Source organism: Shewanella livingstonensis, assembly GCF_003855395.1.
GTDB lineage: Bacteria > Pseudomonadota > Gammaproteobacteria > Enterobacterales > Shewanellaceae > Shewanella > Shewanella livingstonensis.
The window spans coordinates 3,931,823-3,952,851 of sequence record NZ_CP034015.1 but is presented as its reverse complement, the minus strand read 5'-3'; the positions used below and the strand labels follow the sequence as shown (position 1 = coordinate 3,952,851).

General features: G+C 41.0%; 19 protein-coding genes. 5 read left to right on the top strand and 14 right to left on the bottom strand.

Annotated elements, in window-relative coordinates; genetic code table 11:
• Nucleotides 1-253: 253 nt before the first annotated feature.
• On the bottom strand, nt 254-1,489 hold the full coding sequence (locus tag EGC82_RS17100) for a multifunctional CCA addition/repair protein (RefSeq protein WP_124731826.1): 1,236 nt from the start codon (nt 1,487-1,489) through the stop codon (nt 254-256).
• Between the two features lie 130 nt (nt 1,490-1,619).
• On the opposite strand from EGC82_RS17100, the gene EGC82_RS17095 reads away from it, so the two are divergent.
• Nucleotides 1,620-3,293 (top strand): ExeA family protein, encoded by a 1,674-nt coding sequence (locus tag EGC82_RS17095; protein WP_124731825.1) that lies wholly within the window; start codon nt 1,620-1,622, stop codon nt 3,291-3,293.
• Nucleotides 3,293-4,411, top strand: coding sequence for a general secretion pathway protein GspB (locus EGC82_RS17090; RefSeq protein WP_124731824.1), 1,119 nt, complete (start codon nt 3,293-3,295; stop codon nt 4,409-4,411). Before EGC82_RS17095 ends, EGC82_RS17090 begins: the two co-directional genes overlap by 1 nt.
• Nucleotides 4,412-4,589: 178 nt before the next feature.
• Here the strand turns inward: EGC82_RS17090 and nhaD are convergent, their stop codons facing one another.
• From nhaD to EGC82_RS17070, 4 genes are all read right to left on the bottom strand, one after another.
• The gene (gene nhaD / locus EGC82_RS17085) at nt 4,590-5,837 is read right to left on the bottom strand and encodes a sodium:proton antiporter NhaD (RefSeq protein ID WP_124731823.1); all 1,248 of its coding nucleotides are present in this window, start codon (nt 5,835-5,837) and stop codon (nt 4,590-4,592) included.
• A gap of 322 nt (nt 5,838-6,159) precedes the next feature.
• The gene (hemL, locus tag EGC82_RS17080; RefSeq protein ID WP_124731822.1) at nt 6,160-7,446 is read right to left on the bottom strand and encodes a glutamate-1-semialdehyde 2,1-aminomutase; all 1,287 of its coding nucleotides are present in this window, start codon (nt 7,444-7,446) and stop codon (nt 6,160-6,162) included.
• 26 nt (nt 7,447-7,472) lie between these two features.
• The gene (locus EGC82_RS17075) at nt 7,473-8,492 is read right to left on the bottom strand and encodes an aspartate carbamoyltransferase (RefSeq protein ID WP_124731821.1); all 1,020 of its coding nucleotides are present in this window, start codon (nt 8,490-8,492) and stop codon (nt 7,473-7,475) included.
• A gap of 335 nt (nt 8,493-8,827) precedes the next feature.
• Nucleotides 8,828-10,552 carry a chloride channel protein gene (locus tag EGC82_RS17070; RefSeq protein WP_124731820.1) on the bottom strand — a complete coding sequence of 575 codons (1,725 nt, stop codon included), beginning with the start codon at nt 10,550-10,552 and terminating at the stop codon, nt 8,828-8,830.
• Between the two features lie 323 nt (nt 10,553-10,875).
• Here EGC82_RS17070 and EGC82_RS17065 point away from each other — a divergent pair, with 323 nt between their 5' ends.
• Complete coding sequence (locus EGC82_RS17065) at nt 10,876-11,649, top strand: DUF6776 family protein (protein ID WP_124731819.1); 774 nt, start codon at nt 10,876-10,878, stop codon at nt 11,647-11,649.
• A gap of 21 nt (nt 11,650-11,670) precedes the next feature.
• Entirely contained in the window at nt 11,671-12,021 is a 351-nt protein-coding gene (gene erpA / locus EGC82_RS17060) for an iron-sulfur cluster insertion protein ErpA (RefSeq protein WP_124731818.1), read from the top strand.
• Between the two features lie 112 nt (nt 12,022-12,133).
• Here the strand turns inward: erpA and EGC82_RS17055 are convergent, their stop codons facing one another.
• The 4 genes from EGC82_RS17055 to EGC82_RS17040 all read right to left on the bottom strand — a co-directional run bounded on the left by EGC82_RS17055 (nt 12,134) and on the right by EGC82_RS17040 (nt 15,796).
• Complete coding sequence (locus tag EGC82_RS17055) at nt 12,134-12,604, bottom strand: hypothetical protein (protein WP_124731817.1); 471 nt, start codon at nt 12,602-12,604, stop codon at nt 12,134-12,136.
• A 5-nt stretch (nt 12,605-12,609) separates the two neighbouring features.
• Nucleotides 12,610-12,996, bottom strand: a complete 387-nt coding sequence (locus EGC82_RS17050) for a DUF2750 domain-containing protein (RefSeq protein ID WP_164839156.1) — start codon at nt 12,994-12,996, stop codon at nt 12,610-12,612.
• A gap of 114 nt (nt 12,997-13,110) precedes the next feature.
• The gene (locus EGC82_RS17045) at nt 13,111-14,223 is read right to left on the bottom strand and encodes an anhydro-N-acetylmuramic acid kinase (protein ID WP_124731815.1); all 1,113 of its coding nucleotides are present in this window, start codon (nt 14,221-14,223) and stop codon (nt 13,111-13,113) included.
• Between the two features lie 34 nt (nt 14,224-14,257).
• Complete coding sequence (locus EGC82_RS17040; RefSeq protein ID WP_124732692.1) at nt 14,258-15,796, bottom strand: peptidoglycan DD-metalloendopeptidase family protein; 1,539 nt, start codon at nt 15,794-15,796, stop codon at nt 14,258-14,260.
• A gap of 125 nt (nt 15,797-15,921) precedes the next feature.
• Between EGC82_RS17040 and tyrS the strand changes: the two genes are divergently transcribed.
• The gene (gene tyrS / locus EGC82_RS17035) at nt 15,922-17,118 is read left to right on the top strand and encodes a tyrosine--tRNA ligase (RefSeq protein WP_124731814.1); all 1,197 of its coding nucleotides are present in this window, start codon (nt 15,922-15,924) and stop codon (nt 17,116-17,118) included.
• Between the two features lie 89 nt (nt 17,119-17,207).
• On the opposite strand, the gene EGC82_RS17030 is transcribed toward tyrS, so the two are convergent.
• The 5 genes from EGC82_RS17030 to EGC82_RS17005 all read right to left on the bottom strand — a co-directional run bounded on the left by EGC82_RS17030 (nt 17,208) and on the right by EGC82_RS17005 (nt 20,971).
• The gene (locus tag EGC82_RS17030; RefSeq protein WP_081430168.1) at nt 17,208-17,618 is read right to left on the bottom strand and encodes a nuclear transport factor 2 family protein; all 411 of its coding nucleotides are present in this window, start codon (nt 17,616-17,618) and stop codon (nt 17,208-17,210) included.
• A 67-nt stretch (nt 17,619-17,685) separates the two neighbouring features.
• On the bottom strand, nt 17,686-18,312 hold the full coding sequence (locus EGC82_RS17025; protein WP_124731812.1) for a trimeric intracellular cation channel family protein: 627 nt from the start codon (nt 18,310-18,312) through the stop codon (nt 17,686-17,688).
• Complete coding sequence (locus EGC82_RS17020) at nt 18,309-18,698, bottom strand: DUF2721 domain-containing protein (RefSeq protein ID WP_124731811.1); 390 nt, start codon at nt 18,696-18,698, stop codon at nt 18,309-18,311. The genes EGC82_RS17025 and EGC82_RS17020 overlap by 4 nt, the downstream gene beginning before the upstream one ends.
• A gap of 210 nt (nt 18,699-18,908) precedes the next feature.
• Nucleotides 18,909-19,916 (bottom strand): cobalamin biosynthesis protein CobD/CbiB, encoded by a 1,008-nt coding sequence (locus tag EGC82_RS17015; protein ID WP_124731810.1) that lies wholly within the window; start codon nt 19,914-19,916, stop codon nt 18,909-18,911.
• 362 nt (nt 19,917-20,278) lie between these two features.
• A complete protein-coding gene (locus tag EGC82_RS17005; protein ID WP_124731809.1) occupies nt 20,279-20,971 on the bottom strand; it encodes a 5'-methylthioadenosine/adenosylhomocysteine nucleosidase in 693 nt (230 codons plus the stop codon).
• Nucleotides 20,972-21,029 lie beyond the last annotated feature (58 nt).

The following is a 21,029-nucleotide window of genomic DNA, read 5'->3' as shown; positions in this document are numbered from 1 at the left end:
TGTTAAATAGTGCAACGGCATGTGCCTTTGCAACGGCGTAATTATGTCACAGATTTTTTTATTTGCTATAGGCAAATATAAGAATGTTTATTTAAAATAGCGAAATAAATGAAAATTGCAAGTCTACTGGGCTAAAAGCATCATTAATTGCCGAATTTATATAAATTTTAGTGATTTATTGCTTATTCACTGCTAAAAAATGCATTTTTCCGCTTTTTTCAACAAAACGTTAATTAGGCGATTGCTAATACAGTCAATTACATTCAATGTGTTGTATTTTATAGTTATTAATCACTTCAGTTCGCTTTAGCTGAAGTTGGCCCTTAATTTGTGATCCCTGGTAACCTGCGGCAATAATAGATTGCACATCAACGTTGCTCGCTAACTGATAGCAATGTTGTAAATATTCAGCTTGTGGATAGGGTACTTTTTCAAATCCAGTTCGTCCTCTTAAGTCGCCATGGCAACATAATAATAACTCTGTTAAGCGTTGTGGTTTGCGCCAAAAATCACCTTTATCAAATAGTTTGACGATGGTTTCTGCCCTAAGTTCAAAGGCGTTATGGATATTCTGATGTTGGTCGCTAACGAGTAAAGCTAAATCACGGTATTCATTTGGCACCCGTATTCTTTGGCACAGCGCTTTGATAGCGCTTAAGCCTTTTTGGCCGTGACCATAATGTTTTGGCCAATCTTGTTTTGGGGTTAATGCTTTGCCTAAGTCGTGAACCAGCGCGGCAAAACGTACCGCTTTATTGTCACTTAACAGACTCGTTTGCTCGAGAACCATGAGGGTGTGAATGCCTGTATCTATTTCAGGGTGCCACTTTTCAGGTTGTGGCACGCCAAACAATGCATCAATTTCTGGAAATAGCACCGCTAATGCTTGGGATTGCTTTAATACGTCAAAAAAGATTTGCGGACTTTGGCTGCTTAATGCTTTATCACATTCCTGCCATACTCGCTCTGGAGTGAGGTGATCGAGTTCGCCACTATTAGCTATGTCAGTCATTAACTGTAAGGTTTCTGCTGCAATGGTAAAACCTAAGTGATGGAATCGGGCTGCAAAACGAGCCACGCGCAATACTCTTAAGGGATCTTCTATAAAGGCATCGGACACATGGCGCAGTACTTTGGCGTGAATATCATCAATGCCATGGTAGGGGTCATGGAGGGTACCATCACTCTCTTGTGCAATGGCATTAATGGTTAAATCACGGCGCAGTAAGTCATCGGCAAGGCTAACATCTTTATTGGCATCGCAGCTAAAACCTTGGTAACCCTTACCGGTTTTCCGTTCTGTTCTAGCCAATGCATATTCTTGTTGAGTTTTTGGATGTAAGAAAACCGGAAAGTCTTTACCGACTTGCTGATAGCCTTGAGCTAACATTTCTTCAATGCTACTGCCAACTACTACATAATCTTTATCGACAACAGTTTGTTTAAGAAGCGTATCGCGCACCGCCCCGCCGACTAAATAAATCTTCATGGCGTACCACAACGTGTAATAATAAGTTGCTTAAATCTTATCAGAGTTAGATTTTTACGGCTAACTTTTGACAAGATGTTGTACAAGCATTAACGTGAGCCGTCAGTTTCAAATAAGGATTTTTGGTCGAATGTATAAAGCCTTCTATGGATTAAACGATAATCCATTCTCTATCGCGCCTAACCCTCATTATATGTTCTTAAGCGATCGTCATCGCGAGGCCTTAGCACACTTAACTTACGGGTTAGGTGAAACCGGTGGGTTTGTATTGTTAACAGGTGAAGTCGGTACTGGAAAAACCACCGTTTCACGTTGTTTATTACAACAAATACCCGACAACACCGACACGGCATTTATTCTTAATCCATCATTAACTGAGCTGGAACTCTTAGCTACCTTGTGTGATGAGCTTGAAATTAAGTATGGTGATAATCCGACGTTAAAGCAGCTAACTGATTTAATCAGCATGTATCTGTTAACTAATCACAAAAATGGTCGTAATACCGTACTAATTATTGATGAGGCACAGCATTTGCGCTCAGAGGTATTAGAGCAGCTTCGTTTGTTGACCAATCTAGAAACCAATACCAAAAAGCTGTTACAGGTTATTTTGATTGGTCAGCCAGAGTTACAACAATTGCTAAAACGCCAAGATTTACGCCAGTTAGCACAACGGATTACCGCGCGTTATCATTTATTGCCACTCAATAAAGATGAGATTGGCCTATACGTTTTGCACCGATTACAAGTAGCGGGTCGGCATGAACCCTTATTTACGCGTAAAGCGATAACTGCTTTGCACAAGCATTCTGGCGGTATTCCACGTTTAACTAACTTATTATGTGAACGTGCATTAATGGCAGGTTATGGCCAAGCTAAAGTACCGATAGATCATAAAATGGTAAATCAGGCTGCGGTTGAAGTGTTAGGTGATATTGATGCACCTAACGACAAACGCTGGCCATTCATTGCTGCAACAGCACTAGTATTGGCATTTGGTTTGTCATTCTATCTGTTTAATCGTTCGGCGATTGACGATAAACTTAACGCTCACACGGAGTTGCCAGCGAACCAATCTGAACCGTCTATAAATACGCCAGCGTTAGCGGCCATTGCCAGTGCTGCTAATCAATCTATTACTGCTCAGGCTCCACAAATACAAACCTCTACACCAGTAGTTAATGCACAGCAACAAATTCTGCGTCAAGCCATGGCACAAAGCAGCAGTATTGATAATGCTTTTGCTGGCTTATTTGGTTTATGGAGTAAGCAACCCATTATTGGCTTATCTGCCTGTCAGGCTGCGCAGCAACAAGATTTAGCCTGTTACCAACAGCAAGGTAATTGGCATAGTATTATGCGGCTTAATTACCCTGCCGTGGTGTATCTTCAAGATGCACAAGCGAATGTGTTCTATGGCGTCATTGTTGAACGTCAAGTGGAGCAAATTTTATTGCAACTGGGCGAACAACAATTCTGGGTTAATAAAGATTGGTTCGATCGTCACTTTAGCGGTACCTTTGAAATCCTGTGGCAACCAGACAGTATATTGCCACGTGAAATTGGCGTGTCATCGAGTCTGGCGCAAGTGCAATGGCTTGAAAATAGCTTAGCGCAAGTTAATAAACGCCGCGCTCGATTACTGACGCAATTTGATAGTGAGCTAGAACAACAATTAATGAATTTTCAACGTCAACATGGTTTAAAACCCGATGGTATTGCGGGTAATCAAACCTTAGTACAGCTTAATTTATATTTGAGCCAGCAAGGCCCACGTTTGAGCGCTTCTTTGGAGCGCAGTTAATGTCAATTTTATTAGATGCAGTTAACCGCAAAAAGCAACAACAAGAAAATGTTGTTGATGTTATTTTAACTCCTAGAGCCCATTATTCTTCGCAGCCTAAAATATCTGCTAATACCCGAAAAATAACCTTGCTTGCGCTATCGATAGCTCTGGGCGTGGGTGCAGCATGGAGCATGAGTTTATTGCTACAAGCTCCGTCATCAACTGTTGAAACGGTTGCGTCACAAGCTGGGTTTATTGCGGAGCCACAAGTAGCGAGCTCCGTGGACGTGCGATACCCTTCAAATTCGACAGTGAAAGAAGTCGTCGTGAGTAATCGTTACAAGAACCCGCAACGTGTTGAGTTGAGTGCTGTTGCGCAGGCTAATGATGACGTTCGATTAGCCGGTAAAGTGGCATTGCCGATTGCTCAACCTTTTAATCAAAACATCAATCAATCTTACATTACTGCGTCGAGTCATCTTGATAACTCAGTGGATGCGCAATTTGAATCTCGTTATCAATCCAATTCAGGTATTGTTGCTATTGATGACGTGCAACAGCATAATAGTGATGCTTTTGTGGATTTATCCTTGCAAACTCGTGATCAACCTTATGAAGTGTCAGGCAGTAGTGCTTCTTCTAATCGGACCAATAATATTCAGCCGATTATATTAGGTGCCAATTCAAATCGTCGTGGTCAAGCTGAACTTGAAGCATTACGTTTACAGGTGAATGCAGCAGCACAGGAAGTTGATTTTGCTTCGGTAAAAGCACCATCAATTGATGAACGTAATAACTTGTTAGCCGCCTTTGAAACAGCGCTAAAAGATGTTGAATATGAACAGTCTGCTAATCAGCAAGTGACGCAGGAAAAGCTCGATCCGATTCCACGACCTTCAAATCAACAAATCCCCAAATATGGTGATTTACCTGCCAGTATTCAGTTACAAGTGCCTGAGTTTAATATTAATGCTCATGTGTATTCATCTGAACCAAACAATCGCTGGCTCAATGTCGATGGTGTTGAATTGCAGCAAGGTGGCATGATTAAGAATAAGCTTACAATTATTGAAATAAGGCCTAGGGATATCGTATTAGAAATTAACGGCGAGCAATTTAGAGTACCGGCTATATAGGCGTGACTTGATTCGTTATATCAAGATCTGTATTTGTTACCGATATATTGGTATCAAAGTCAAAATATACACCTTAATAGATATCAACACCGCTATTCTAATCCGTTAATCTCAATGGATAAATAACACTAAGGCGCTTATAGCGCCTTAGTGTTATTGGTCGAATTAATCGTTAATGCTAGGCATGAATGTTATTGGCTAAAAACAAGGTTAATCCATAACCGATGCAGTAGCATAATAGTAATGCCGGTACGTATTTTAAGTAGCTTACAAATGTTAGCTCTTCAACTTTACTCATGGCAATAATGCCTGATGCTGAACCGATGATTAATAATGATCCACCCACACCCACAGAGTAAGTCAGTCCTAACCACTGTGCCGTTGTTAGCACAGGATCTGCTTTTAATAATGCCGCCGTTAATGGCACGTTATCTAACAGTGCAGAACCCACACCGGTGAAGAAGTTAGAAATGCTAGGGTTATACATACCATAGACTTCGGTAAGTAAATTAAGTGTGCCAATCTCTTTTAGCATACCGACAAGCAGTAAAATACCTAAGAAGAACAATAGAGTATCGAATTCAACTTGGCGAATATATTCTAATACTTGCAGTTCTTCTTTTTTACTCTTATGGGTAGTGCCAACTAAGAACATGACTGATAAGCCGAATAAAAAGGTCAATACTGGTGGAATACCAAATAGTACGTTAAGTACCATGGTTAATACGATGGTAGTGAAGAAAATCACCCCGATAACAATATCAACCGTATTGTAATTTTGCTCAATCGGAGTGGTGCTGACATGCCCTTCAGCTTTGAGTGAAAACAATATTGCCAAGATCATCACGCTAACGCTTGCGGGAATAAACAGGATTAATAATTCCGAAATATGCACTTTACCGGCCAGGAAAATCATCAAGGTAGTCACATCGCCCGTGATTAATGCTACCCCACCAGAGTTCACGGCAAAGATAATTAACACCGCCATACGGCGACGCATTTGCTTATCTAAATTAAACGTTGTTAGTAACCCTAACGATACCAATGTGGCCGTTACGTTGTCACAAAAAGTCGACAATACTAGTGAGAACATTCCTACCTGTATCATCAACATGCGCACAGATACTTGCTGCGGAAAGATCTTTTGTACCAGTACCTGAATCATACCTTTAGCATTAAGGTAAGCAACAAAGGTCATAGTTGACATTAAAAATAACCATAATGTGGCAATTTCTAATAAGTTTTCATTAAGGTTTTCACCCACGAGTTTACTTTTTTCTGGGCTGCCAGAAGCAATAAACAAGGTGATCCAAGCTACACAGCCAAGGAACAGAGTGGTTTTTGCTTTATTAATATGGGTAACTTCTTCGAGCACGATACTTAACAGCGCAAGCACCGCAAGTGAGATAAGAAAGGTATGTAGCATGACTGCAATTCCAACTTTGTGTTGTAGGTAATTAACATCATTACCATGAATTTTTGCTAACCTAATTTAGACCCGTTTTTAAGGTTAAATTAAGCTTTCCGTTTGGCGGGGCGATCACATCACACAACAGCGGATTTCGCAACTGAGATCACAGTTATTTTGTCAATAATCGACCAAAGTAGTGAATAAAAAATGATTATAGTGAAAGGAAATAGCAATTTGTTAACACAAATAAAAATAGGATAAACAACGTAGTTGTTTATCCTATTTCTGTTATCAACCGTTTGCTTAACCTAAAATAGGCTTAAGCGATGAGGTTAATTTATTTCATAGCTGCAAAAATGCGATCAACAGCCGCTAAAGTATATTCAATTTCAGCATCGCCATGAGCCATTGACATGAAGCCAGCTTCATAAGCACTTGGTGCCAAATAGATGCCTTCATCTAACATGGCATGATAGAAATGACGGAAGTGCTCCATGTTGCATTTTGTCACTTGGGCAAACGAGGTCATTGGGGTGTTATCTTCAGTAAAGAAGAAACCAAACATGCCGCCGACATAAGTAATATTTAACGGAATACCATGCTTATCTGCTGCCGCTTTAAAACCTTCAGCAACCCGTTTAGTTTTATCAGCAAGCGCTTCGTATAAACCGGGTTCACACAATGCATCCATTTGGGCTAAGCCAGCTGACATTGCTATTGGGTTACCAGACAAGGTACCCGCTTGATACACCGGACCCGTAGGAGCAATAAACTGCATAATATCTTTACGGCCACCAAATGCGCCTACAGGCATGCCGCCGCCAATCACTTTACCTAGTGTGGTTAAGTCTGGTGTTACGCCGTAGTGACCTTGTGCGCCGCTCATTGATACACGGAAACCTGTCATCACTTCATCAATTATTAATAATGCGCCAAACTCATCACAAATAGTACGCAAGCCTTGTAAGAAACCTTCAACTGGCGGAATACAGTTCATGTTGCCTGCAACAGGTTCAAGGATGATACAAGCGATACTTTCTGGGTTCTGTTTAAATATAGCGCGGACAGAATCAAGGTCGTTATAGGTTGCGGTTAAGGTATGCTTAGCAAAATCTTCAGGGATACCTGGAGAGCTTGGTTGCCCTAACGTTAATGCACCAGAACCTGCTTTTACTAATAAACAATCGGCATGGCCATGGTAGCAACCTTCAAATTTTAAAATATTGTCACGGTTAGTAAAACCACGAGCTAAACGAATGGCGCTCATGGTGGCTTCAGTGCCTGAGCTCACCATACGAACTTGTTCTATTGATGGCACCATTGAAATGACTTTTTCAGCCATTTGCACTTCAAGTTCAGTCGGCGCGCCAAATGACAAGCCATTCTCAACAGCATTTAATACCGCTTGGCGAATTTTAGGATGGTTATGGCCTAAAATCATTGGTCCCCATGAACCTACATAGTCGATGTACTTTTTACCATCGGCATCAAAAATATAAGCACCATCAGCTTTTTCAATGAACAAAGGTGAACCACCCACACCATTAAAAGCACGTACAGGTGAGTTAACGCCACCAGGAATGGTTTTTTTAGCCTGTTCAAATAAAACTTCGGAACGGGTCATGTTTAATCCTTAATATTATGTGCCAATTATCTATCGGCTTTACGTGAATACCAGTTGACTGGGCACTCATACTTTTCGAGCTGATCTTCAACCCCAAGTGTTAATGCAAAGAGTGCCATACGTATAAGTAAGCCATTATCGGCTTGTCTAAAAATAGCCAAACTTGGATGGCTGTTTAAATCATTGTCGAGTTCATTTGCTTGTGCGCGTGAATCACGAGGTAATGGATGCATAATCACCGTATTTGATTTGCAATGCTGCGTATAAATATTGTGATTTAATCGGAACTTACCACGGTATTTATTGGCTTCTTCCTGTGACGGAAAGCGCTCTTCTTGAATACGGGTAAGATATAAAATATCTGCGTTATGTAAATTGCCTTCAAGTTGCTCGGTTATTGTGATCTTATGGCCAGCATTTTCAATGTCGGCGATCACATAGTCAGGCATTGCCAGCTCACTAGGTGATATCAATGTGAACTTAATGTCTTTATGCATGCAAAGTAAGCGAGAAAGTGAATGCACTGTACGACCATATTTTAAATCGCCTACCATGGCGATATGCATACCGTCGATACCCATACCTGAATGGCTTAATTCTTTCTTGATGGTAAATAAATCAAGTAAAGCTTGAGTAGGGTGTTCATTTGGACCATCGCCACCATTAATAACCGGTACGCGGCTACCTTCGGCAAATTCCTTTACTGAGTAGGCATCTGGGTGACGCATGGCAATCACATCAGAATAGGTTGATAGCACACGAGCGGTATCGTAAAGCGACTCGCCTTTAGATAATGACGATGATGCCATTCCAGTGGTTTCTCGAACATGTCCGCCAAGTAAATTAAAGGCACAACCAAAGCTGACACGAGTTCGGGTGCTGGGTTCAAAAAACAGATTGCCTAAAATGGCACCTTCTAATACTTTGGTACGTTTTTCACGCAAAGCATAAGGGGTCATTTTGTTAGCGACGTTAAAAATAGTGTTAATCGAATCCAGATCTAACTGGCTTACTGAAAGGATGTGTGAACCTTCGAACTGCGTCATCAGCCTGATTTCCAAAGTTTGGGGGCAAAATATTCACCAGAACAGCATGCTATTTTACCGTATTATTATATAGGGTGTTATAGAGATTACATGTAGGGTGGCTGAGGCAAAATTGTAGCAGAAAATAACCGCCAGATAAATATAATAACCATACTGAACGCCGAGATTCACTTGCTGTAATCAAGAACATTGTCACGGTTTTAGTCGTCAATTTAATGCTATTTGTTTAATGGACTTTGCTTGTAAGTAACATCATTAATTAACATTATACTCACCGAAATATAATCTGAAGCTCCAATTTGCTAAACAAGCTAAACAAGCTAAAGAGGTATGAATTATATTTGTCCTGAGCGAATTTCTTGGAGTAAATTAGCCCAACTGATCACGCCAACCACTTTTTGATTGTTACCGCGGTAGATATACACTTCACCAGAGCGTTTTGGTGCCAGTGCTTCATAGGCTTCATTTAGGGTAGCGCTGTCGGGTAATCCGGGCATAGGATGACGCGACAAAGTCGTCGAGTCTTCAAAAGATTGCATTTCAAGCCGCAGCATTTCAATTGCACCTTCAGCATTACGCACCAATACTGGCCGCCCAGCGGCACGTTTGAGTACTTCAAGTAGCAGTTCGTCATCATCGTTAACAATCACAAAGCGTTTATCCATTAGTACCCTAACACCTTTCTTCTGCAACCCTTGATTCAATGGTGCTACCTTGTAGCCTAAGCCCATAATATCCAGTTGTTTAAGCAAAATAGAATTAGTATTAAAACCTTGGTAGGCGACTAAAAAGGCTGGAATAGTGACAAACATCGCCGGTAAGATAATCGACGCATCGTTAGTTAATTCAAGCAATGCAACTAATGCCGCTAAAGGCGCGCTAAGACAAACGCCCATCATTGCCGTCATGCCAATAACAGTATATAAGCCCACATAAGGTGCAATTGATGGAAACAGTAAACTACTGACTAAGGCCAGGATCGCACCAATTAATGCCCCAATACCATACAGCGGGCCAATGAGTCCGCCAGGTACGCCAAAGCCAATGGCGGCGATGGTGGCCAACATTTTCGCTAATAACAACGCAATTAAAAACAGTAAACTAGGATGCTCACTAATGGCTTCTGTTATCGCTAAATCACCCGACCCTAAAGCTTGTGGCATCACCAGGCCCACAAGCGTAGTAATTGCGCCAGCAATAAGCAGCCGATAAATTAATGGCCAGTGTTGGCCTGTGGCGGTAACTTTTACTAATGAAAAGTTAAACAATGCAGCGACACACCCCAACGCAATGCCGCCAATCAGTAAAATAGGGTAATGATCCAGCGGAATGTGAATTACGTTGATCAAGTCGTACTCATGAATATTGCCAAACACCAGTTGACTGGATACCGCGCCACAAATGGCAGACAGCATAATAGGGAAAAAATAGTGGATTTTGTATTCGCGCACAATCACTTCAAATACAAATAATACCGCAGCCAGCGGTGCATTAAAGGTGGCGGCAATTCCAGCAGCAATACCACTGGCGCACATAATACGTACACTGTTATCTGGCAGGCTAAATTTTTCGGCCATCACACTGGCACTTACTGCACCTAAGTGAATAGCGGGGCCTTCTTTACCAACAGAAAAGTTAGCCATTAAGGCGATTAATGCTTGGAAAAACTGTCCAGCAGCTGATTGAAGCGGTACCTTACCGTAATGTAATTTGAATCGGTGCAATACGTACGCAATACCCATGCGCCGATATCGCTTTGAACCCAATAATGACAGTAACCAAATCAGTAATGCGCCGATGATGGGTAGATAAGAGCGCCAATCGGTTAGGGTTGAGCTAATGCTCATTGTTTCGGTATGCAGGTATTGATCTGCCCACACTAAGCTCAAACGGAATAAGATAATCACTATAGAGGCTATGATGGCAAACAGCAGTGCGAGTGCACAAAGTTGCACACTAATTTTGGCCTCAGATAACTGATCTCTAAATTCATTACGAAGATATTTGCGCGTCGTTCTTTTGGCGTGAATAATAGCGGCTTTATTTATCTTAAATTGCACTGTTGGACTCTAAGGTCTGTGGATGTTTTAGGAATGTTTTTAGTTGTTGTTTATTGATTGTAAGATAACGCGTCGGTGTCATGTTATGACTCTCCATCAATAGAACTAAGGTTGTTAACAGCGCAATACTTAAAGCACAAATAAGGCTCTTTTAGTGCTCTGAGCTGGGTATTAAAACTTCATTTAGTAAGGTAAATATAATCATCTGCATTTTAGATAGAATGGGTGATATTTGCATATAATGTTATGTGCTATATAAAAATTAAACCTAGGCAAATAAGCTTCAACAAGCATACTGTATTTTATTAAAAGGTTGTAACTTAATGTTAAATTATCACCGTTGGCTAGACAGACTGCAAGTTTTAGAACGTAAAAATCGGACATCAAGCATATACTTGATCGGATTAATGTTAGTGTGTTTTTTACTGGGTGCAGTCAGTTTTAATCTGTGGCTTTCATTTGCACCAGAGGCCACACCCAATAGCGCCAGTGGTAAGCGTAAATTATTGCAACAACTCGAGACGCAAGCGCAAGTCCTTGCCAGTCGAAATTTAGCACTAAATATTGCCGATAATGCCAATAAAGAAATGCAACAGATGTTTAGTCAGCAATTATCCACGCAGAAAGCATTAGAGAAAGAATTAGCTTTTTATCGCAGTATTATGGTTACCGATGCCGATGTTGAAGGGGTAGCTATTCATGGAGTGGAATTGGCTCAAGGTTTGTCTCCTGATCAATATCAATTAAGACTCATCCTTACTCAGTTGCAAAAACACCAAGTAAAAGTGAAGACCAGTACTACTGTATTGTTGCTAGGTACCCAAAATGATCAACCCGCGGAGCTGTCTTTGAGCAAGTTAATTGATAAAAAACTGGATTTTGAATTTAATTATTTTCAAATTATGGATAACAATTTTGTACTACCAAGCGGTTTTAACTTACAACGGATAATGGTTAAAGTGAAGGTAGCTGCTAGTCGTGGTGTCAAAGGTGGCGAGATTGAACAAGTCTTTAATGTACCAGAGCTATTGATGGGCGAAAAAGAACTGCGGGTAATACTTGAACAAAATAGTCAGGTAAAGGATAATTCTCAGTAGACACCGAAGTAAGAGGTAGTAATGACTGAACAAGTTGATGCAGCAATGCCGATCCAATTTACCGATGCGGCGGCGATAAAAGTAAAAGGTCTGTTAGAAGAAGAACAGAATCCTGAATTAAAGCTACGTGTGTATGTAACAGGTGGTGGTTGCTCTGGTTTTCAGTATGGCTTTACATTCGATGAAAAAGTCAACGAAGGTGATTTCACCATTGAGAAACAAGGTGTGCAGTTGGTTGTTGATCCAATGAGTCTTCAGTACCTTGTTGGTGGTGAAGTAGATTATACATCGGGTCTTGAAGGTTCACGATTTTTTGTTAAAAATCCTAATGCGACGACGACATGTGGTTGCGGGGCGAGTTTCTCGGTGTAACGAGTTTAACTACACTGATAAATGTACCTCAGGATGAGTTATAAATCATCCAATAAAAAAGCCGTCTTTCGACGGCTTTTTTATTGGCGCCAGTACAGGCATCAATCGATAACTAGCTACTCATAATATTAAGATTCATCCGCGGTTTAAACCACGCCTTCACTTTAGCGTTGAAGCTGATCCACACTTGAGTTATCCCTAGCACAATCAGCACAGAGTAGATCATCCAATCGGCAACAACGGTTTGGAATAAACCAAAATCAAAGGTGGTTGGGCCGGCAACTAAATTATCAGGATCATACATAATAATTGGCAGTACGCTGTATAACAAAAGTTGCAGCACACAATATACCCGCAATAGGTATAAGCCGGCTTTCTGGCGGCCGATTATAGCTAGCACCATCATCAATGTTAATATGCATAACATTGCACTTAACTCTGACAACGAGTTGGCAGCAAATAGCCCACTAATAGCCGACAGGGTATAAATGATCATTAAGCCAATTAACCTTTTAGGTAAATGCGGCTTAGCAACGGTCTGAGCTTGATCAACGTGGCTTAATTCTGGGCTAGTATCGGTCATAACCATTAATGCTTTTGTTGTTTCTTTGGTGAAATTCGTTCATTCATTTCAAACGGAGGTACTACAACACCTAAATCTTCTTGAACCGGGAACACCGCAATAAATAAGTCATCGTCTTCCATACCGCTAACCCAACGTTCTTGAAACTCGTCAAGTGGAATGGCTAATGGTTCGCAATCTTTCCACTCATCCACAGCCCATAACACAGCTGTTTCTTCAGATGGCCACATTGGAATACAATCTTCATCTTCGGTGGTCAGCATGACACAACCATCTTGATCTTGAAGTGTCCAAATAATCTTTTCAGTTTTAATCTGCTCAACCATATAATCATAACGACCTTCTGGCGTTAGATTCATTAATTCAGACACACTCTTGGTTTTGTTGCTCATATTGACTCTCATCTTAAGTGACGGCTTTGCTCAATTTTACATAATTAAGCAAATTTGTGGGCATCATAACATTGAGGCCACAATTGCAAAAGTAAACCGCACATATTGGTGTATTTATCTTGCTTTAAAGCGGCCACCTAATACAGCTGTGCGTGACGCCCCTGTAACAGCCGGTAAGTTGGCGGGTAAATCATGATGATAACGCATGGCTAACCAGGCAAAGGCGATTCCTTCAACCCACTTAGCATCCACACCTAATGCGCTGGTGGTATCAACTTTATAACTGGGTACCAATATCGCCAGTCGTCGCATTAAGGCTTTATTTAATGCGCCGCCACCGCAAACAAATAATTCACCTGTTGGTGACAGTTTATTAATGTCGTTGGCGATACTATGACAGGTCAGGTCAAGTAAAGTTGATTGAATGTCTTGTTGATCTAAATGACTATAATCAGCAAGTTGTTGCTCAAGCCAAGCTTGATTAAATAACTCTCTGCCTGTGCTTTTAGGATAGGCAAGCGAAAAATAAGAGTGTGACAATAGCTGCTTAAGTAAGTCTGGATTACTGGTACCAGACTCAGCCCAAGCACCATCCTCATCAAATGGTTGATTTAAGTTTTGCTGAATAAAGACATCAATTAAATTATTACCTGGGCCAGTATCAAAGCCTAACACTTGGTCACTATTGCCGGGTAAATAGGTTACGTTGGCAATGCCACCGATATTCAAAATAACTCGAGAGTGACCAGATTGGGCAAACATTTGTTGGTGAAAGGCGGGGACTAATGGTGCGCCTTGGCCGCCAAGAGCGATATCTTTACGTCTAAAGTCTGCGATAACATCAATATTGGTTTCAATGGCAATAGTATTTGGGTCACCAATTTGTAGGGTAAAACCCATCTCTAAATTAGGCATGTGGCGCACGGTTTGTCCATGAGAACCAATCGCGATAATTTCATCCGCTGTCACCGTTGTTTTGGTCAATAAGTGATTCACAGCTTGAGCAAATAATTTACCGACACTACGATCGAGTCTACCCAGGCGATTAATCTCATCGGTTGCAGGCTGACATAAACGCTGTAGGCTCGTTAATAAGTGGGCTGGGATAGCTTCTGTGTGGCTGGCGACTAGAACCGGTTTGTCGGCCGAAAAATCAACCAATACCGCATCAACACCATCCATGCTTGTGCCCGACATTAGACCGATAAAATATTCTGGCTTAGACATGAAGTCACTCTCTGTTAACTGCAATAAATAGGCGTTAATTACTTGCCAATCGCTGTTGTTGATTTGATTTTAATTGCGTCATCAATTGTTTACTGAGTGCAGCAAATTTGTTCTTTTCTCTACTATCAATCGGCATTGACTTAGGTAAGTCGATGGTACGTGGATTACGATGAACACCATTTACAATAAATTCGTAATGTAAGTGAGCACCCGTCACTCGGCCTGTTTTACCCAGAGTACCAATTATCTGACCTTGTTTTACCGTTTCACCACGGTTTACATTACGCTTGGTCAAATGTAAATATTTAGTAGTATAAGTTTCATTGTGCTTAATAAATACATAGTTACCGTTAAACTGGTTGTAACCAGACTCAACCACCTTGCCTTTACCTGCCGCTTTAATCGGTGTGCCAATTGCGGCAACATAATCAACTCCGCGGTGGGCTTTAATTTGGCCTGTTACCGGGTGTAAACGACGTGGATTAAAGTTAGAGCTAACATATTTAAAGTCTACTGGTGAACGTAAAAAGGCTTTACGCATACTGTTGCCATTTTCTGAATAATATTCACTGTCGGTATAACGAACCGCAGTGTAGCGTTCACCTTGGTTAATAAACTCAGCGGCGAGAATATTGCCATTACGCAAAAATTGGCCATCGGCGTACTCTTGCTCAAACAATAACGAAAAGTGATCGCCCTTACGGATATCAAGAGCAAAATCGACGTCCCAGCCAAAAATATTGGCTAACTCCATAATGTGATTACCCGATAAACCAGCATCAGCAGCCGCATTCCAAAAGTTGCTTTTAATGTTGGCGCTAATAAACGAGGTACGATTTTCGATTTCTTTGGTATTAACGGTCTCTTTGTATTGTTCATTGTGTTGACTAATCACTAACGTCGACACTTTATCCATACGATAAGTTAATTCTTGTAATTCACCCAGGGCATTTTTACTGATAGCGATTTCTTCGCCGGGCATAATTTTTAGCAGATTCTTTTTCGCTAGTGGCAATTGAGTTATGTCATAGACATCTTTTGCGCTGAGTCCTGCACGGCTAAATAAGCCGCCCAATATGTCGCCTTTAACTACTTCATAGTATTCGACGGTATCGTCATTGTTAGCAACTTGTTGCTTTAATTTGGCTTTTTGTTTTGCAACTTGCTTATCGATATCATTAATCATGCTATCAATATCTGAGGTGCTAGTTTGCAACATTGCAAGGTGATGGGCAAAAGCTTCATCATCTGGGGTTTCGCCGCTGTTCAAATCTTTGCTGTCATTACTTGATATCAGGTTGTTATTTGGTGCGGCATCAATGGTCCCATCATGATCAATAGTGTCATCATTTTCTGGCGGTGTTGGCGTGCGAAATGCCAGTGGAATAGCATAACGTTTATTGGTTTCTATGTCGGGTTGTTCTACCGATTGATTCATCAATTTGGTTTGTTTGGATGCTTGAGCGTCTTCCGATGGGAACATCAGAATAATAGTCGTTAGAATCACCAATAAAGATAATGTGATTTGATGTGCTTTTGGCAACAATGTGAATAAAGTAAGAAGCTTTGCCATTGATTCAGGTACCAATTTCTCTCTAGCGTTATTATCTACCAATTGTACACTCTTTCATTTGCCGTGGCTAACAAGTAACATAGGCCTCTTTATTTTTTGTGCAAGCCCCAGGAGTTGCAGTAGTAATGGCTAATTTAGATCAAGTATTGGCAGAGATTAAGCGCGGTACCGATGAGATATTACTTGAGGCGGATTTGCTTGAGAAACTGAAAGAAGGGCGCCCATTACGTATCAAGTTAGGTGCAGATCCTACCGCTCCTGATATTCACTTAGGCCACACGGTTATTTTGAATAAGATGCGTACTTTTCAAGAGTTAGGTCACGAAGTGATTTTCTTGATTGGTGATTTTACCGGTATGGTCGGTGATCCTAGTGGTAAAAATAGCACCCGTCCGCCACTGACTCGTGAACAAGTGCTTGCTAACGCAGAAACCTACAAAGAACAGGTCTATAAAATTTTAGATCCAGCAAAAACTCGCATTGAATTTAATTCTAGCTGGTTAGAGCCATTAGGCGCAGCCGGTATGATCCGTTTAGCATCGCAGCAAACGGTTGCCCGTATGATGGAACGTGACGACTTTAAAAAGCGTTATGCATCTGGTCAATCTATTGCGATCCATGAATTTATGTATCCTTTACTACAAGGTTACGACTCGGTTGCATTGAAAGCTGATGTTGAATTAGGTGGTACTGATCAAAAGTTCAACCTGCTAATGGGTCGCGAACTGCAAAAGTCTGAAGGCCAAAAGCCGCAAACTGTCATCATGATGCCATTGCTTGAAGGTTTAGATGGCGTTAAGAAAATGTCTAAATCGGCCCACAACTATATTGGTGTGAGCGAGCCTGCCAACGAAATGTTTGGTAAGCTTATGTCGATTTCAGATGATTTAATGTGGCGTTATCTTGAACTGTTGTCATTCCGTCCACTAACTGAATTAGCCCAATTTAAGTTAGATGTTGAAAATGGTACTAATCCACGTGATATCAAGATTTTGTTGGCTAAAGAAATCATCGCGCGTTTTCATGATGAAGAGCAAGCACAAGCGGCGCATCAAGCTTTTATCGACCGTTTCCAAAAAGGTGCCATTCCTGATGACATCGAAGAAGTGGTATTAGAAGCGGGCGACGGGTTAGCTATTGCTAACTTACTTAAAGATGCAGGCCTTGTGGGTTCAACCTCTGACGGTATGCGCATGATTAAGCAAGGCGCAGTTAAAATGGACGGCGAGAAGATTGAAGACAGTCGCATTAGCTTTAATGCTGGTCTTGACGCGGTATTCCAGGTAGGTAAACGTAAGTTTGCCAAAGTGATGTTAAAGTAATCACGGATATCAAAAAAAACGGCTTATTACTAAGCCGTTTTTTTATGCCTGATACATGGTCAATCGATGATTAATTGACGCGTGTAACATTACTGAGACTCTAATTGATCAGACATGGTCTGATAATCCATTAAGTCCATTTGCTCAATTAAACGCTCAGTATTGTTATCAAATTTTAGGGTGGTGACACCTGGTACCGCAAGGTCGATAATTTTACCGGGTTTACCATATTGATCGCCGGGGCCTCGTAATCGATAACTGCCTATTATCACCACGAGAGAGCCGGTATTAAACATGTGTTCTACGTTTAAACGGTATTCTAATACACCTTCATGAGCCCGCTGTAAAAACGCAATAATATGCCGACCGCCTGTGTAAGTTGTATTGGCTGTTTTATCGTAAAAGACCGTATCGCGAGAGTAAAAACGTCGCAAAACGGTATAGTCATGATCGGTAAGCGCTTCCATGTATTGCATCGCAAGCTGTTGTTCTCGTGGCATATCGCCAATATTGGCTTTTGTAGAAAAGCTCAATAGCAAACAGCATAATATGAAGATTATTCGCACATTAAGTTCTCTTTGTTTTCAAATCAAAAGCCGGTAAAGATAAGTGCCAGCGGATAGCACTAAGACGGATGATTAGCGTGCTGAACATAGCGATCAACATCGATGTCATGCTATCCATGCCGACAAATATGCTTAAGGTATAACAGATCCCTCCAACGATGGAAGCGGTTGCGTAAATTTCCGTTCGCAACACCATTGGAATTTGCCTACATAACAAATCTCGGATAATACCACCACCGACACCGGTTATTAATCCCATGACTACCGCGACCATACCAGATAATTCAAGCAATAAGGCTTTTTCTGCACCAATTACGGTAAATAGTGCTAAACCGAGTGCATCGGCAATAGATAATGAACGTGGAGGTAATTTATGCGGTTTACGCACTAACACTAAACAGGTTATTACGGTCGCAAGAATGACGAGCATATAATTAGGATCACGGATCCAAAAAACTGGCGTGGCACCTATTAACGCATCGCGAATACTACCACCACCAATGGCGGTTACTGAAGCTAATACAATAACGCCAAAGGGGTCCATGCGGTGCTTGCCCGCAGCTAATGCACCTGAAAGGGCAAATACAGCGGTACCGCATAAATCAAAAAAGTAGATCCACTGACTCATTTACTTAACTCTTCAAGGTGAATCGTGAGAGCATCGACTGAAATACGGATCTCGATTACAGATAAAATTAACGAATACAATAACAGTAATAAACTTAACCCAAAGACTACCGAACCAATTTGGTTAAAACCAACATAAATCAAAATCATGCAAAACACACATAGGGCAAAGCTGCTAACACCGGCTTCTTGCATTTTTCGGATGATAATGATGCGTTGGCGTAAGTTTTTAATTTGATCGCCTTGCACCGGTTTTTTGTCGTTGCTTAATTGACGGATCAATGCGGCTAACGAAAAAAAACGATTAGTGTAGGCTAGTAATAACAGCGAAATAGCTGGGAAAAGCAACGCTGGGGTTGTTAGTGATACATGTAAATTGTTGAACAAAATGACATTCCTAAACAGATCTTCAAGCTGGTAATCATCAATATTGAATGACTATAAGATATTTTTGTTATCGAGATGTAAGCTCTTTGGAATCATAATTATCTCATGTTAACAACTGACTATGACATAACGTCATAGTAGGCTTATTTCACACAAATATTGATTCATTATCGCTAAATGATAGCCTGTTTAAAACAAGATTTATATGGTTTAAATAAATCTTAATCCACTCCAAATAAGCGGCAGTAGCAAGGTTAAGCTGATCCAAAATAGGTTGGCAGTATGAGTTACCGTTATGGCTTGGCTGATGTAGCGATAATCGGGTAATGGGCCAGCTTTTATTTTAGGTAAATCTACTCGAATTGTTTTACCGTTTTCAACAAATTGCTGCGGACCACCTAATTCTATTTTTAGTAATTTTGCCGCCAATGCATAACTACTGTAATGATTGTTGGGCTGATTTTTATTCGTTTGGGCCAATATTGGTTGAGAAAAAATAGACTTAAGACCCAGTTGACCAAATTGAATGGCTAATGAGCAGTGCCATAGCAAGGTAGGAATAAAAAATATTACTCGATTGAACTGACCAATAAAACTAGAGAAAATATGAAAGTGTGGATGATATGGCGGCCAACAATGTTCTAGTTGTCTTAACATTCGCACCACCAGTGCCATGGTAGCGCCGCCTAAGCTAAAAAATAATATAGTAGCTAACGTGCCATAAATGGGCGTGGTGAATAACTTCTCAATGGTAGTTTTACTTAACCCGACTTCAGACAACACTTGAGTATTTTGCCTTACCCAAGGAGTGAGTAGTTGTTTAGCGTCTTGCTTATTCCCCATTTTTATTGCTGTAACGACCTTCTCTGCCACGGGTTTAAAAGCGGAATCACATAAACAAAAATACAAAATAATAAGCTCAAAGAACCATGGGTAGGCGGCAAGGCTAAGTAGAAAACTGACGATAATCCCGCTAGGTACTATCAAAATAAGTGTGGCTAAAATGCCAGCGATAAGCTGCTGGCTCACTGCTCGCTCAGGATGATTAACTTTACTGGCAATTAACACCGCTAAACGATTGAACCATAATAGGGGCTGTAAATCTCGGGGAATTGGCGCGAAGCGAGCCAATATTAATGCACAAAATAAAATACAACAGCTCTGTAGTAAGCCGCCATCTTGGCTCAATAATTGAGGATTAAATAATTGATTGACCATAGAAACTCAATAGTTAGTCGGTTGTTAAACCGTCGGGCTTCATTGGCCCAGAAGCAGATACTACTAAGTCATAATACCTGCACTGAGTCTAGGGCCTGTTGATCTTTGTTGGTTGAATTTTGTTCAAGTTAAAAACGTTTTAATCGAGGCGAATGGATTGATGCCTAGTCATCTAAGCAAAATGCATTCAACAAAGAGTAAAACGTTTTTAGCCGAACCCTTCGGGCAGCGTTTGTTGGCCATTTTTACTGTGTTATCGACTTTTTATGTAGAATAACTACACCTCAAAGTCTCTGCCTTGTACAAATGGCCAACAATTCGCTGCAAAAATAACCTTGAAAGATCAACAGGCCCTAGAAAGTTTATAGCTGTTGCAACAGTGCAATAACCATCATTGCTGAATGCATACCAGCTTTGATTATGTATGAGTCAAAATCAACTGGCGAGTCATTATTGGCATTATCTGACAGTGAACGGATCACCACAAACGGCACGTTAAACTGATGACAAACCTGAGCAATTGCAGCGCCTTCCATTTCGCATGCTGCCATGGTTGGGAAGTTTTCGCGCATCACTTTCGTTCTAACAGGATCGCAAATAAAACTATCGCCAGTACAAATTAACCCTTCAATTGCTTTTACTTCACCCAATTCAGCAACGGCGCTTTTGGCGGCATTAACTAATGTGCTGTCTGGTATAAATGCCGCAGGTTGCTGAGCCATTTGGCCAATTTCATAACCAAAAGCAGTCACATCTACGTCGTGGTGACGCACTTCTGATGAAATCACAATATCGCCAATCGCCAAAGAATCAACAAAACCACCAGCAGAACCGGTATTTATCACATGAGTGGCGGCAAATTTTTCGATTAATAATGTAGTCGCGATACTGGCCGCGACCTTACCGATACCAGAGCGAGTAACTACTACATCTTTACCAGCAATGCTACCGCTAATAAATTCGATTCCAGCAATTGTTGTATGTACTGGTTCTACAATCGCTTGAACTAAATGAATAACTTCTGGCTCCATAGCGCCAATAATACCGATTTTCATGGATAAACCTTCACTGATTAAACAAATTCGAATGGGCGCTAATATAGCATGGGCGGGG

Excerpts from the sequence above, each read along its gene's own strand:
- tyrS (WP_124731814.1), top strand. The coding sequence starts at position 15,922 with ATGGCTAATTTAGATCAAGTATTGGCAGAGATTAAGCGCGGTACCGAT.
- EGC82_RS17015 (WP_124731810.1), bottom strand. The coding sequence starts at position 19,916 with ATGGTCAATCAATTATTTAATCCTCAATTATTGAGCCAAGATGGCGGC.
- erpA (WP_124731818.1), top strand. The coding sequence starts at position 11,671 with ATGACTGAACAAGTTGATGCAGCAATGCCGATCCAATTTACCGATGCG.
- EGC82_RS17100 (WP_124731826.1), bottom strand. The coding sequence starts at position 1,489 with ATGAAGATTTATTTAGTCGGCGGGGCGGTGCGCGATACGCTTCTTAAA.
- EGC82_RS17005 (WP_124731809.1), bottom strand. The coding sequence starts at position 20,971 with ATGAAAATCGGTATTATTGGCGCTATGGAGCCAGAAGTTATTCATTTA.
- EGC82_RS17040 (WP_124732692.1), bottom strand. The coding sequence starts at position 15,796 with ATGGCAAAGCTTCTTACTTTATTCACATTGTTGCCAAAAGCACATCAA.
- EGC82_RS17055 (WP_124731817.1), bottom strand. The coding sequence starts at position 12,604 with ATGACCGATACTAGCCCAGAATTAAGCCACGTTGATCAAGCTCAGACC.
- EGC82_RS17090 (WP_124731824.1), top strand. The coding sequence starts at position 3,293 with ATGTCAATTTTATTAGATGCAGTTAACCGCAAAAAGCAACAACAAGAA.
- EGC82_RS17050 (WP_164839156.1), bottom strand. The coding sequence starts at position 12,996 with ATGAGCAACAAAACCAAGAGTGTGTCTGAATTAATGAATCTAACGCCA.
- EGC82_RS17030 (WP_081430168.1), bottom strand. The coding sequence starts at position 17,618 with ATGCCACGAGAACAACAGCTTGCGATGCAATACATGGAAGCGCTTACC.
- EGC82_RS17045 (WP_124731815.1), bottom strand. The coding sequence starts at position 14,223 with ATGTCTAAGCCAGAATATTTTATCGGTCTAATGTCGGGCACAAGCATG.
- EGC82_RS17065 (WP_124731819.1), top strand. The coding sequence starts at position 10,876 with ATGTTAAATTATCACCGTTGGCTAGACAGACTGCAAGTTTTAGAACGT.
- hemL (WP_124731822.1), bottom strand. The coding sequence starts at position 7,446 with ATGACCCGTTCCGAAGTTTTATTTGAACAGGCTAAAAAAACCATTCCT.
- EGC82_RS17075 (WP_124731821.1), bottom strand. The coding sequence starts at position 8,492 with ATGACGCAGTTCGAAGGTTCACACATCCTTTCAGTAAGCCAGTTAGAT.
- nhaD (WP_124731823.1), bottom strand. The coding sequence starts at position 5,837 with ATGCTACATACCTTTCTTATCTCACTTGCGGTGCTTGCGCTGTTAAGT.
- EGC82_RS17025 (WP_124731812.1), bottom strand. The coding sequence starts at position 18,312 with ATGAGTCAGTGGATCTACTTTTTTGATTTATGCGGTACCGCTGTATTT.
- EGC82_RS17095 (WP_124731825.1), top strand. The coding sequence starts at position 1,620 with ATGTATAAAGCCTTCTATGGATTAAACGATAATCCATTCTCTATCGCG.